Here is a 13,326-nt window from a genome sequence, read left to right as displayed (position 1 = left end):
TCGTTCCACGCTTCACGGCACGCCGCGAGCGCTCGCTCAGAACCCTGCTGCGAGACCGTCGCGCCGGCTGTCGCTCGCAGCGACATAGCCACGATCCGGCTCGTTGCGGTCGAGCTTCCAGATGAACTGGCCGGAGCCGAAATCCATATACGGGTCGTCGATCGACTTGATCGTGTGGCCGAGGCCTTCGAGTTCGCGCGCGGTGCGCGGATCGAGCGTGTGCTCGATATCGATCGAGAAGTCGCGGTTGACCTTCCAGCGCGGCGCGTCGCACGCGGCCTGCGGCTGCTGGCCGTAGTCGAGCATCCGCACGACGGTCTGCAAATGGCCTTGCGGCTGCATGTCGCCGCCCATCACGCCGAAGCTCATCACCGCTTCCTGCTGGCCATCCACCTGCTGCGTGAGGAACGCCGGGATGATCGTGTGGAACGGCCGCTTGCCGCCTTCGACGACATTCGGCGACTTCGGGTCCATCGAAAACCCGCAGCCGCGGTTTTGCAGCGAGATGCCCATACCAGGCACGACACAGCCCGAGCCGAAACCCATGTAGTTCGACTGGATAAAGCTGACCATCATGCCGCGCTCGTCGGCCGCCGACATATAGATCGTGCCGCCCGTCTTCGGCATGCCGAAGTCGAACTGCGTCGCGCGCTTCGGGTCGATCAGCTTCGCGCGCGATTTCAGATAGGCGTCATCGAGCATCTGCTCAGGCGTCACTTCCATCGAACGCGGATCTGCGACGTAGCGGTAGACGTCAGCGAAGGCGAGCTTCATCGCTTCAATCTGCAAGTGCTGCGATTCGATGCCGTCGAGCTTCAGCGAAGCCACGTCGAACTGTTCGAGTATGCCGAGCGCGATCAACGCGGCGATGCCCTGCCCGTTCGGCGGAATCTCGTGTACCGTGTAGCCGCGATAGTCCTTGCCGATCGGCTCGACCCATTCGGGCTGATAGTTGCGCAGATCGTCGAATGTCATCGCGCCGCCGTATTCACGCGCAAACGCCGCGATACGCTCGGCGATTTCGCCTTCGTAGTAAGCGCGCGGGCCTTTTTCCGCGAGCAGGCGCAGGGTCTTCGCGTGGCCTGGCATGCGGATCAGTTCGCTGACTTCGGGCGCGCGGCCGTGCGGCATGAAGGCATCGGCGAAACCCGGCTGGTTCTTCAGCTCGGGCACGGCGGCCGCCCACTTGCGTGCGACGACGCTTGCCACCGCGTGGCCGCGTTCGGCGATCTCGATGGCGGGCTCCATCAGGTCGGCGAACGGCAGCGAGCCGAACTTCTTGTGCAGCGCTTCCCAGCCTGCGATTGCGCCCGGCACCGTGACGGTATCCCAGCCCCGCACGGGTTGCGTGGCGACGCCGTTGTTCTCGCCGTATTTGCGCTTGAAGTAATCGACGTTCCATGCGGCGGGCGAGACGCCCGAAGCATTCAACCCATGCAGCTTCTTGCCGTCCCACACGAGCGCGAATGCATCGCTGCCCAGGCCGTTCGACACAGGCTCGACGACGGTGATCGCCGCGGCGGCCGCGATCGCGGCATCGACGGCATTGCCGCCTTTCCACAGCATGCGCAAGCCGGCCTGCGCGGCGAGCGGCTGCGAAGTCGAGACGATGTTGCGCGCAAACACGGGCATGCGCAGCGTGGGATACGGGTTCTGCCAGTTGAAGCTTGTCATGTTGTCACTCTTAGGGTTTTGCCAGTTCGACTGCAGCGCCATCTTGAGCCACGCCGCTGCATAAAAAATCAGGGACTCGAATCAGGACTCGCGCGGATCGAGCGCGTCGCGCAGACCGTCGCCGAGCAGGTTGAAGCCGAGCACGGCCAGGAAGATCGCGATGCCGGGAAAGATCGACATCCACGGCGCCTGGCTGACGAAGTCCTTCGCTGTGTTGAGCATCGATCCCCACGACGGCGCGGGCGGCAATTGTCCGAGCCCGAGGAACGACAGGCTCGCTTCGGCGATGATCGCGCTCGCCACCGTGAGGCTTGCCTGCACGATGATGGGCGGCAGCACGTTCGGCAGAATGTAACGCAGAATGATGCGCGCGTGATCGAGACCGATCGCGCGCGCGCCTTCCACGTACTCTTCCGCTTTCACGCTGATCGCCTGTCCGCGCGTGAGGCGGATGAAGCGCGGCATCGCCGAAATGCCGATCGCGGCCATGGCATTCGTCAGGCTCGGCCCGAGAAACGCGCTCAACGCAATCGCGAGAATCAGAAAGGGAATGGACAGCAGCGCGTCGGCGATACGCGAGATCACGCCGTCGACGAGCTTGCCGAAATAGCCCGCGAGCAAACCGAGCGGCACGCCCAGCACGACCGCTATACCGACCGACACGACGCCCGCCAGCAGCGACGCGCGCGCGCCGTACAGCAGGCGGCTCAACACGTCGCGGCCGAGTTCGTCGGTGCCGAACCAATGCGCCGCCGACGGCGCCTGGCGCACGGTCATGAAGCTCGCCTGCACCGGGTCGTACTGCGTGAGCCACGGCGCGAACACGGCCATCACGACGATCAACGCGACGAGGATTGCGCCGAACACGGCCGCCCGGTTGCGCATGAAGCGCACGAGACCACGGCGCTTGCGGCGCGGCAGCGCCGTCGCGGAACGTGCATCGATTGAAGTAGCCATCAACTGCGCCTCAGTCGGGGATTGAGCAGGATATACAGCACGTCGGCGCACAGATTCACGACGATGAACGCCAGCGCCGTGACGAGCACGACGCCTTGCACGACGGGGTAATCGCGATTGAAAACGGCATCGACGACCAGCTTGCCGAAGCCGGGAATCGTGAACACCTGCTCGGTCAGCACGGCGCCTGCGAGCAGTTCGCCGAACAGCAACGCAAGCACGGTGACGATGGGGATCAGAGCATTGCGGAACGCGTGCTTGACGACCACGGCGCCGCGCAACAGGCCCTTCGCGCGCGCGGTGCGGATGTAGTCGGTGCGCAGCACGCCGAGCATCGCGCTGCGCGTGTGGCGCATCAGTTGCGCGCCGAGCGCCGCGCCCAGCACGAACGCGGGCATCAGCATCGTCTTGATGCTGAGCCAGAAGTCCTCGCCCGGCGACACATAGCCCGACGACGGCAGCAGATGCCAGCGCACCGAAACAATGAAGATCAGCATGATGCCGAGCCAGAAGTTCGGTATCGACATGCCCGACAGAGCGAAGATGTTCGCCGCGTAATCGAGCGGCCCGCCGCGGCTCGCCGCCGAAATCACGCCGGCTGGGATGCCGATGCCGATTGCGAGGATCATCGCCATCACCGCGAGCTGGAGCGTGACGGGCAGCTTCTGCGCGATCAGCGAGCGAACGGGCACGTCCGTGCGCAGCGACGAGCCGAGATTGCCGTGCGCGACGTCGCGCACCCACAGCGCGTACTGCGTCGGCACGGGCTGATCGAGGTGATACTTCACCCGCAGCGTCGCGATGACCTGCGCGTCCTGATCTTCGCCCGCCATCGCCAGCACCGGGTCGCCCGGCAGCAGCTTTTGCAGGCCGAAGATCAGCACCGACACCAGGATCAGCGTCGGCACGGCCACCAGCATGCGATTCGCGATGATCCTCAGCATGATGCTCAGCCCTTCACCGACACGCCGCGCAGACGCACCAGACCGTCGGCGGAAGGCGTGAAGCCCTGCACTTTCTTCGACAGCACGAACGGCCACGGTTGCGCGTACAGATAGACGATCGGGTCGTCGTCGGCGAGGATCTTGCCGGCGGCGTCGTAGTCCGTCTTGCGCTCGGCCGGGGTGAGCCGCGTGCGCGCGTTATCGAGCAGCGAGTCGACCTGCTGGTTGCAGTAGTGCGCGTAGTTCAGGTTGCCCGCGCAGGTGTTGAACTGATGCAGGTTGCCGTCTGGGTCGACGCGGCCCGACCAGCCCGTGTACATCGCCTCGAAATCGCCGCTATGTCCGGCGTTCAGCTCCGTCGCGTAATCGCTCGGACGCAGCTTCAGCGTGATGCCTGACTCGCTCAGCATGGCCTGAAGCATCTGCGTGATCTGGCTCGCGACCGTGTTGTTCGGATACGCGAACTCGACAGTCGGATGCTCTTGACCTGCTGCTTTCAGCAACGCCTTCGCTTTCGCGACGTCGCGCTTCGTGGTCGGCAGCGACGTGTTGTAGTACGGGCTCGACTTCGGAATGCCCTGGTTGGCCGGCGAGAAAATGCCCGCGCCGATCACCTGATCGATGGCGTCGCGATCGATCGACAGTTCGAACGCCTGGCGCACGCGCTTGTCCTTCAGCGGATTGTTGCCGCGCGGCCCGTTGTTGATGTTGAAGGTCACGTAGTAGAAGCCAAGGCCAGTGACCGGCTTGAACTGCACGTTCGCGTCGCCCTTCACGGATGCGACATCGGAAGGTGCCAGACGTTCGAGCATATCGAGCGAGCCGGAGCGAAGGTTCGCGAGACGCACGGTGCTGTCGGGAATCGGCTGGAACACGACGCGCTGGATCGGGTACTTGTCCGCGTCCCAATAGCCCGCGAATTTCTCCAACACCACGCGATCGTTCTGCACGCGCTGCACGAACTTGTACGGCCCCGAGCACACAGGATGCGAACCGACGCCAGCGGCATCGGCGAGCGTCTTCGGCGCGAGCATCATGCCGGCGCGGTCGGACAACGTGGCGAGCAGTGCGGCGTCCGGCTGCTTCAGCACGATCTTCACGGTGCCGTCGTCCACGACATCGACGTGATCGACGGACGATAGCTCGCTCTTGCGATTACTCGTCGGCAGACTGCGATAGCGGTCGAGATTCGCCTTCACGGCGGCCGCGTTGAACGGCTCGTCGTTCTGGAACTTCACGCCCTGGCGCAGCTTGAAAGTCAGGCTCTTGCCGTCGGGACTCGTCGTCCACGACGTCGCGAGCATCGGCACGATCTTCAGGTCCGGTGACACATCGACGAGCGAATTGCACAGCGACGCAAACACGATGCGGTCGACGAACTGCACGCTGCGCGCCGGATCGAGCGAGCCGATATCGTCCTGCAAGCCAATGCGGATGGTGCTTTGGGCCATCGCGGCGGAAGCGCCCAATGCGAGCGCGGCGGCAATCAACATTCTTCGCATGCGTTGTGTCCTTGTTGCAGTTCGGGTTGCCATCAGAGGTTGTGCTATGGGTTCGCGTTCGCTGTCAGCGCTGCCTGCTTCTCGCGGTAGATCGCGAGGCGCTCGTTCAACTTCGTGCTGACGCTCGCGGCGAGCGGCGCGCCGCCGCCCGCGTTCTGCACGTCGCGCCAGAAATGACAGGCGACCTGCCGCCCGCCCGGAAGTGTTTCGGCGATCGGACGTTCCTGCGAGCAGCGCGGCCTCGCGTGCGGACAGCGCGTATGAAAACGGCAGCCCGGCGGCGGCGCGGTCGGGCTCGGCAGATCGCCTTGCAAGGCGGGCTTCGTGCGCCGCTCATGCGGACTGCTGGCGGGAATCGCGCGCAACAACGCTTGCGTGTAGGGATGCAGCGGCGCGTCGAACAGTTCGTCGACCTGCGCCAGTTCGACGATTTCGCCGAGGTACATCACGGCGACGCGGTCGCTCATATGGCGGATCACGGCGAGATCGTGCGCGACCATGACGAGCGTGAGGCCGAGTTCCGCCTTCAGCGATTCGAGCAGATTGATGACCTGCGCCTGCACGGACACATCGAGCGCCGAGACCGGCTCGTCGCCGACGATAAGCTTCGGCTCGCCCGCCAGCGCCCGCGCAATGCCGATGCGCTGCCGCTGCCCGCCCGAAAACTCATGCGGATAGCGCTCCGCATACGCGGGTTGCAGGCCGACCTTGGTCAATAGTTGCGCGACGCGCTCGCGCCGCTCCGATGCATTGTGCGCGAGACCATGAAACGCCACCGGCTCGCCGATGATCTGCCCGATCGTCATGCCCGGATTAAGCGACGCGAACGGGTCCTGAAAAATGATCTGCATCTCGCGGCGCAAGCGGCGCAGCTTTGCGCCTTGCCAGTGCGTGATGTCTTCGCCCTGATAAAGCACGCGGCCTTGCGTCGCGTCGATCAGGCGCAGCAGCAGACGGCCGAGCGTCGACTTGCCGCAACCCGATTCGCCGACGATCGCAAACGTCTCGCCCGTCTGCACGGCGAACGACACTTCGTTGACGGCATGCACAGTCGGCGTACGCGCGAACATCTGCCGCTCGCCGCCGAAGCGTTTGGTCAGCGCGCTCGCTTCGAGGATGGGTGTCGCGATGTGCTTCGGGCTCGTCATGTCAGCTCCTTCTGCTGCACCGGCTTGACGAGTTGTTCGACGGGCGCGAGCCAGCATGCGACGCGATGCTCGCCCGAAAGCGTCCGGTCGGGCGGCGCGGCGTCGATGCAGCGCTGCTCCGCGAACGGGCAGCGCGGCGCGAAGCGGCAGCCGCGCGGCATCTGCTCGGGCGAAGGCACCGAGCCGCGAATCGTCGCGAGCGACCCTTCTCGCTTGCCGACGGACGGAATCGCGCCCATCAGGCCGATCGTGTACGGGTGCTGCGGATCGTCGAACAGATCGGCGACCGTGCCGTATTCGACGATCCTGCCCGCATACATCACCGCGACGTGATCCGCGACTTCGGCGACCACGCCGAGGTCGTGCGTGATCAGCAGCATCGCCGTGCCCGTCTCCGCCTGAAGCGTGCGTACGAGCGACAGCACTTGCGCCTGGATGGTCACGTCGAGCGCGGTAGTCGGCTCGTCGGCGATCAGAAGACGCGGGCTGTTCGCGAGCGCCATCGCGATCATCACGCGTTGGCGCATGCCGCCGGACAGTTGATGCGGGAAAGTGTCGAGCCGCGTTTCGGGTGCGGGAATATGAACGAGGCGCAGCATCTTCAGCGCTTCTTCGCGCGCCTCTGCACGCCCGATGCCGCGATGCCGCCGGATGCTCTCGCCAATCTGCTCGCCGATCGTATAGGCAGGATTGAGCGAGGTCATCGGCTCCTGGAAGATCATCGACATCCGGTTGCCGCGAATGTCGGCCAGTTCGCGCTCGGACAGCGCGAACAGATCCATGCCTTCGAAATGCGCAGTGCCCGCCACTCGACGCGCGGGCGGACTCGCAAGCAGACCCATCAGCGCCAGCGACGTGACGCTCTTGCCGCAGCCCGACTCGCCGACCATGCACAGCGTCTCGCCTGCATGAACGGGAAAAGAGACGTTATCGACGACATTGGGCACATCGGGCGCGTTCGAAAACTTCAACGAGAAGCCGCGTACATCGAGAACCGGTTGGCGTTCAGCACCGGTCATGCCTGGGTACTCCGCATCGTGTTGCTCGTCCTTGCAGATCGTCATCGAACGATCATACTGGCGGCCATCGTACAAAAAATATTAAACTTTCTTTTCCATACTTAAGTTTTTCTCATGAGTCGATCGTGCGATCGACCGTGAATATCAGATCCGGAACCGCCCATGCCGACGCTTCGCATGTTGAAGACCTTCAAGGCCGTTGCCCGCACCGGCTCGTTCTCGGCCGCCGCCGATAAAGTCGCGCTGACGCAGGCCGCCGTCAGCCTGCAGATGCGCGGGCTCGAAGAGGCGTTGGGGCGGCAACTGTTCGATCGCAGAGGGCGGCAGATTACGTTGACGCAGCACGGTCAGGCGATCTGGCCAAAGGTCGAGCAGATTCTCGATCTGCTGGCTGAACTCGAAGGCAAGCCGGCTGATGCGATGGAAGGGCCTGTGACCATCGGTGCGGTGGTGTCGGTGATTGGTGCGCTGTCGCTGGCCGTGGCGAGGCTAAAGGCTGCTCATCCTCGGCTCGACGTGCGCCTGCTGTCGGCACGCTCGAATGAATTGGCGAACATGGTGGAAGTGGGCGAAGTGGACGTTGCTGCCGTGGTCGCGCGCGCGGACGAATCGCTGTCCGACACGCTGAAGTGGACCACGCTCTACACGGAACCAATGATGCTTGTCGTAAGCCGCGACGTCACCGACAACGATCCGCAGCGCATCCTGCGCAGCCACGGTTTTCTGCGCTTCGACCGGCGCGTGCGCACCGGCCAGGTCGTCGAACAGGCGCTGGAAAAAGCAGGCTTGATGGTCAACGAGTATCTCGAACTCAATTCGATCGAAACGATCGTCGCGCTGGTGCGCGAGAAAGTCGGCGTCGCGGTGCTGCCGCTGCTGATACGCGGCAACTGGCTGAACGACCCGCTATTGCGCGTGATCCCCATTTCCAGCCCGCCGACGCTGCGCACGGTCGGCATGGTGCAGCGCGCGTCGGATGACCGCAAGGCGCTGATGCGCGAGATCGTCGATACGCTGCAAGCGATGCCGCGCGAGAGGGCGTGATGCGCCTCGTATGGGCGACCTACCCTTCCATCATGCGCATCGGCGAAGCGACGCGGCCGCGTCCCGCGTGCTTCGCTTCATAAAGCTGGCGGTCGGCGGCATCAATGAGCTCGGAGGGCTGCGAATCATCAGTCGGGAGCAGCGTCGCGACACCCGCCGAGATCGTGACTGTCTCCGCACAGCCCGAATCGAGATGCTCGAGCTTGAGCGCGCGCACGGCCTCTTCCATGCGCATCGCGAGACGTGTTGCCGCTTCGAGCGGCGTGTTCGGCAACAGGCAGGCGAACTCCTCGCCGCCATAACGGCCGACGGTGTCGTAAGGGCGGCGCAGCGTTTCCGTCAGCCGTTTCGCGACGGTTTGCAGACAACGGTCGCCCGCCTGATGTCCGTAACGGTCGTTGTAGCGCTTGAAGTAATCGACATCGACCATCACCAGTGACAGCGGCGTAGATTCGCGCAGGCAGTGCCGCCAGCTCGCGTCGAAATCCTCTTCGAACTTGCGCCGGTTGCCGACGCCCGTCAGGCCGTCGACGAGCGCAATCGAGCGCAGCACGTCGCCCTGCATTTTCAACGACAGATGCGCGCGCACCCGCGCGCGCACAATCGCCGGCTTGACCGGTTTCGTGATGAAGTCGACCGCACCGAGCGACAGGCCATACTCCTCGTCGGCTTCGTTGGTCTGCGCGGTGACGAAGATGATGGGAATCGTGTGCGTCAGCGGATCGGCTTTCAGGCGGCGGCACACTTCGTGGCCGTCCATGCCGTCCATCACGACGTCGAGCAAGATCAGGTCGGGCATCACCTTGTGGCACAGCTCGATGGTCTGCGCGCCACTCGTCGCCATGAACACGTCGCAATCGTCCTTGAAGAGCGCATGCAGCGCGCGAACGTTGACGGGCTGATCGTCCGCGATGAGCACCTTCGGACGCCGCGTGAACGTGTGAGCCCAGTCTCCGGGGATGTGTTCTAGCATGTCAGGTTATCCAGCATCTCACGGGTGCTTGCGGCAGCCGTGACGAAATCGAGCGCTTCGATCTCGGCGAGCAGCCGGTCGAAGCGCGGCTGCAACGCCGACGGCACATGCGGCGCGAGCGTTTCGGCGAGATCGAGCGCTTCCAGATTGGACGACTCCAGCCGTTCGAGCAGGCGTCCAAGCCGCTCGCGATATTCGTCCGTCTGCAGCTGCGCGGCGTCCGCCGCATGCGCGCTTTGCTTGCTGCCGAACACGACACGCAACCGTGCAACGCTATCGAGCAGCAGACGTTCGAGGCTATCCACGTCAACGTGCGAGACGGATGCCGCTGCCTGGCCCTCGTCCGCGTCGTCCGCCTCGATCACGCGATGTTCAAGCGCCGCTGCCGTATCGGCGAGCGCCTTGGCGCCCATCGTTCCCGCACTGCCCTTGATCGCATGCAGCAGCGCCGCGCTGCGTCCCGTGCCGCCCTGCTCCGCTTCGTCGCGCAAGTCGTCGAGATGCCGCTCCATTTCGCTCACGAACACGCCGAGCGCCTTGCGGATCAGGTCTTCACTGCCGCCAAAACGCCCGACGATCGATTCCTTTCGTTCGAGCAATTCGCTCACGGCAGGTTCATCGTCCGCGCGCGAGTTTGCCGTAGACTCCGGCGCCGCACTTGCTCGCGTATGGGCCAGCAATGCGTTGACCAGTTGCGCGACGTCGATCGGCTTGCCGACGTGGTCGTTCATGCCCGCTGCGAGACATGCGTCGCGGTCCGCGCGGGTCGCATTCGCCGTCATCGCGATGATCGGCAGCGACGCGAAGCGCTCGTGCGAGCGAATCAGCCGCGTCGCTTCGAGACCGTCGACATCCGGCATCTGCATGTCCATCAGCACCGCGTCGAACACGCGCGTGCCCGTCAGCACCTTCTCGACGCCTTCGAGCCCGCTTTCGGCGAGCGCCACCTGCGCGCCTTCGCGGCTCAGCAAGCCTTCGGCCACTTCGCGGTTCAGAGGATTGTCTTCGACTACCAGCAGCGTAAGGCCCGCGAGCCGCCCGGCGCCCTCCGGGGCGGGCGTCGCCTTCCGCTTCGCGTGCGTCGCCTTCTGGCCCGTCAGCACGCGCTGCACGGTCTGCGCAAGCTGCTTCGGCGTGACGGGCTTCGTAACGAAGGCATCGAACGGCATGTCGTCGGATTCCTGCGCGGCGGCGAGCACTTCCTGGCCGTACGCGGTGATCATCACGATAGCGGGCGTGCTGCGACCGGCGCGCGCTTCGTCGATCCGCCGCGCCGCCGCCAGGCCGTCGAGATCGGGCATGCGCCAATCGAGCAGAATCACGTCGTAACCCTCGTTCTCGCGCTCGGCGGCGCTCGTCAGCTTGACGGCTGAGATGCCGCCCGGCACCACGTCCGCTTCCCAGCCGAGCGCGCGCGCCGTGCGCGACAGCACTTCGCGCGCGATGCCGTTGTCGTCGGCGACGAGCACGCGCAAGCGCCGGTCGCGCGGCTGATAAAGATCGAAGTGGTCCACGGGCACAACGTCGCTGACACCGAGATTGATGTCGAACCAGAAGCGGCTGCCCTTGCCGAGTTCGCTTGCCACTTCGAGCTTGCCGCCCATCAGTTCGACGAGTCGCCGGCTGATCGCAAGGCCAAGCCCGGTACCGCCGAAACGGCGCGTGGTCGACACTTCGGCCTGGCTGAAGCCTTCAAAAATCTGCGTGAGCTGCGTCTCGCTGATGCCGATGCCGCTGTCGGTCACTGCGATCCGCACGCGCACGCCGCTATCGAGCCGCGACAGCAGCGTGAAGCTGACGACCACCTGGCCTTTGATCGTGAACTTGAGCGCATTGCCCGCGAGATTCACGAGCACCTGTTGCAGCCGCAAGCTGTCGCCGATCACGACGGGCGGCAGATCGGGGCTGATATCGAACAGGACTTCGACTTCCTTGTCGTACTGGTTGCCCGACAGCACGACGCCGAGGTCCTGCATCAGCGGCTCGATTTCGAAGGTATGCGTGTCGAGCTGGAGCTTGCCGGCTTCGATCTTCGAGTAATCGAGAATGTCGTTCAGCAAGCCGAGCAGCGACTTCGCCGCCGTCTCGGCCTTGACGACATAGCCGCCCTGCCGCTCGTTGAGTCCCGTGGATTGCACGAGATCGAGCATGCCCAGCACCGCGTTCAACGGTGTGCGGATTTCGTGGCTCATGTTCGCGAGGAACGCCGACTTCGCTTCATTCGCCGCGTCGGCCTGCTGCTTCGCGTCGCGCAGCCGAAGCTCGATATTGCGCGGCTCGGTGACGTCGTGATTCACGCCTGTCATGCCCACCGGTTTGCCAGAGACGTCGCGCTGAACGGTGAAGGTGGTCTGGATATGGCGGATTTCGCCGTCGGGCAGCACGATCCGGTAGAGCGGCAAATGGATGTGCTTCGCCGTGATCTCGCCGGCAAACGCGGCTTCCAGTTTTTCGACTGCGGGCGCGCGGTCTTCTTCGTACACACGCGACAGCCAATGTTCGAAACGCAAGCCTTCGGCGGGTGTCGACGCGTAGCCGAAAATCTCGAACATGCGGGTGTTCCAGCGCAACGCGTCGCTCGCAAACTCCCATGACCAGATACCCAGCTCGGCGATATCCGCGGCCAGCAGCAACTGGTCGCGCGCTTCCGACAACTCGGCGCGCTCGCGAATCTGCTCGGACATATCCGTAATCACGCAGACGAAACGGCGCTCGCCGCCCGTCACCATCGTCCCCGTCGACACATGGATGGGAAACTCGCTGCCGTCCTTGCGCAAGCCGGCCAGCTCGCATTCGCTGGCGATCTCGCGCGCGTCCTTGTCGACGTTCTCGGCGAACTGCGACGCATAGCGGGTGAACAGTTCGTTGACCGTGGCCGACACGAGCACGCGCACATCCTTGCCGGCGATCTCGCGCTCCGCATAACCGAAGGCCTTCTCGCCCGCCGGGTTGAGCGTCAGGATCACGCCCGAGCGGTCGAGCGTGATGATGGGATTGACGGCAGTGTCGAGAATCGCGCGTGTCGTTTCGAGACTCGCGGCCAGCTTGCGCTCGATGCGCGTGCGCGCGTTCGCGTTGCGCACCAGCCGCCAGCCGAATACGGCGAGCATCAGCACGAGCACGGTCGTGCCCGCCGCATGCCATAACGTGTCCGACCACCACGGCGCGAGGATCTCGTCCTGCGCAAGCGCCGCGGCGACGAAGAGCGGGTACTGGCTCAGATTGCGCACGCTGTTCAGTCGCGTCACGCCGTCCTGCGCCGACTTCGACACGAAGCGGCCCGCTTCACCCGATTGCCGATGCACCTTGAACAGCATCGTATCGACGATGTTCTTGCCGATGAAGCGCGTTTCAAACGGACGGCGCACGACCATGATGCCGTTGTCCGCGACGAGCGCGACGGCGCCGTATCGGCCGATATCGAGGCTGTCGTAGAAGCGCGTGAAGAACTCGATGTCGATGGTCGCGAGCGCGACGCCGGCGAACTGGCCGTCCGGACCGTCGATGCGGCGCGATACGGGGACGATCCATTTCCCCGTCGAACGGCTTTTCACGGGCATGCCGATGTGCGGGCCACGGTCGGCATGCGTGCGGTGATAGATGAAATACTCGCGGTCCGCGTTGTTGAAGGTCGTGACGAGCGTGGGCTGCGAGTTCGCGAGCCATTTGCCGTCGCGGTCGTAGAGATACAGGCCGTTGAGTTGCGGCAGTTCCGCGACGCTCTGCATGAACAGGCGATGCAGCCGGTCGAGCGCGACAGGGTTCACGCCGTCATGCTCGACGCGCTCCACGACGCCGACCAGCGTGGTGTCGGCCTGCTTGATGGTGTCGTCGGCGTGCTGCGCCATGGCGCGCGCGAGGTTCGCGGCCGCGACGGACATTTCCTCCATCTGGTCCTGACGCGACGTGACGCTGCGCCATACGTCACTGCCGATCAGCAGCGCGCAGACGACGACGAGGAACAACGTCACCCTGATGGGAAGCGAGATCCGACTGAAAACACGACTGGCCAAGCGAAGTCTCCGACATGCTTACCGCATCTTTTGAAGGTGGCCTACCGGCAAT

Annotated in this window: 9 protein-coding genes; 1 reads left to right on the top strand and 8 read right to left on the bottom strand. The window is 64.5% G+C overall.

The features are described from left to right. Positions 1–36: 36 nt before the first annotated feature. The 6 genes from C2L65_RS31970 to C2L65_RS31945 form a co-directional block, all read right to left on the bottom strand. Positions 37–1,674 carry a gamma-glutamyltransferase family protein gene (locus C2L65_RS31970; RefSeq protein ID WP_042312909.1) on the bottom strand — a complete coding sequence of 546 codons (1,638 nt, stop codon included), beginning with the start codon at positions 1,672–1,674 and terminating at the stop codon, positions 37–39. An 81-nt stretch (positions 1,675–1,755) separates the two neighbouring features. After that, a complete protein-coding gene (locus tag C2L65_RS31965) occupies positions 1,756–2,631 on the bottom strand; it encodes an ABC transporter permease (protein WP_042312867.1) in 876 nt (291 codons plus the stop codon). Then, positions 2,631–3,575 carry an ABC transporter permease gene (locus C2L65_RS31960; protein ID WP_042312870.1) on the bottom strand — a complete coding sequence of 315 codons (945 nt, stop codon included), beginning with the start codon at positions 3,573–3,575 and terminating at the stop codon, positions 2,631–2,633. Before C2L65_RS31960 ends, C2L65_RS31965 begins: the two co-directional genes overlap by 1 nt. Positions 3,576–3,580: 5 nt before the next feature. Beyond that, on the bottom strand, positions 3,581–5,077 hold the full coding sequence (locus tag C2L65_RS31955; protein ID WP_042312872.1) for an ABC transporter substrate-binding protein: 1,497 nt from the start codon (positions 5,075–5,077) through the stop codon (positions 3,581–3,583). A 44-nt stretch (positions 5,078–5,121) separates the two neighbouring features. Continuing rightward, complete coding sequence (locus C2L65_RS31950) at positions 5,122–6,225, bottom strand: ABC transporter ATP-binding protein (protein ID WP_042312875.1); 1,104 nt, start codon at positions 6,223–6,225, stop codon at positions 5,122–5,124. Further along, a complete protein-coding gene (locus C2L65_RS31945; protein WP_042312912.1) occupies positions 6,222–7,244 on the bottom strand; it encodes an ABC transporter ATP-binding protein in 1,023 nt (340 codons plus the stop codon). The genes C2L65_RS31950 and C2L65_RS31945 overlap by 4 nt, the downstream gene beginning before the upstream one ends. A 162-nt stretch (positions 7,245–7,406) precedes the next feature. Between C2L65_RS31945 and C2L65_RS31940 the strand changes: the two genes are divergently transcribed. After that, positions 7,407–8,288, top strand: a complete 882-nt coding sequence (locus C2L65_RS31940; RefSeq protein ID WP_042312877.1) for a LysR family transcriptional regulator — start codon at positions 7,407–7,409, stop codon at positions 8,286–8,288. Positions 8,289–8,307: 19 nt separating this feature from the next. Here the strand turns inward: C2L65_RS31940 and C2L65_RS31935 are convergent, their stop codons facing one another. Beyond that, positions 8,308–9,261, bottom strand: coding sequence for a diguanylate cyclase domain-containing protein (locus tag C2L65_RS31935; RefSeq protein ID WP_042312879.1), 954 nt, complete (start codon positions 9,259–9,261; stop codon positions 8,308–8,310). Continuing rightward, on the bottom strand, positions 9,255–13,274 hold the full coding sequence (locus tag C2L65_RS31930; RefSeq protein ID WP_081921272.1) for a response regulator: 4,020 nt from the start codon (positions 13,272–13,274) through the stop codon (positions 9,255–9,257). The genes C2L65_RS31935 and C2L65_RS31930 overlap by 7 nt, the downstream gene beginning before the upstream one ends. Positions 13,275–13,326 lie beyond the last annotated feature (52 nt).

It is taken from the genome of Paraburkholderia terrae, assembly GCF_002902925.1.
Classification (GTDB): domain Bacteria; phylum Pseudomonadota; class Gammaproteobacteria; order Burkholderiales; family Burkholderiaceae; genus Paraburkholderia; species Paraburkholderia terrae.
Note: the sequence above shows the minus strand (reverse complement) of the source record. Positions and strands in the feature narration are given on the sequence as shown.

Coding starts and splice junctions, on each gene's coding strand:
- C2L65_RS31970 (WP_042312909.1), bottom strand. CDS start 1,674: ATGACAAGCTTCAACTGGCAGAACCCGTATCCCACGCTGCGCATGCCC.
- C2L65_RS31965 (WP_042312867.1), bottom strand. CDS start 2,631: ATGGCTACTTCAATCGATGCACGTTCCGCGACGGCGCTGCCGCGCCGC.
- C2L65_RS31960 (WP_042312870.1), bottom strand. CDS start 3,575: ATGCTGAGGATCATCGCGAATCGCATGCTGGTGGCCGTGCCGACGCTG.
- C2L65_RS31955 (WP_042312872.1), bottom strand. CDS start 5,077: ATGCGAAGAATGTTGATTGCCGCCGCGCTCGCATTGGGCGCTTCCGCC.
- C2L65_RS31950 (WP_042312875.1), bottom strand. CDS start 6,225: ATGACGAGCCCGAAGCACATCGCGACACCCATCCTCGAAGCGAGCGCG.
- C2L65_RS31945 (WP_042312912.1), bottom strand. CDS start 7,244: ATGACCGGTGCTGAACGCCAACCGGTTCTCGATGTACGCGGCTTCTCG.
- C2L65_RS31940 (WP_042312877.1), top strand. CDS start 7,407: ATGCCGACGCTTCGCATGTTGAAGACCTTCAAGGCCGTTGCCCGCACC.
- C2L65_RS31935 (WP_042312879.1), bottom strand. CDS start 9,261: ATGCTAGAACACATCCCCGGAGACTGGGCTCACACGTTCACGCGGCGT.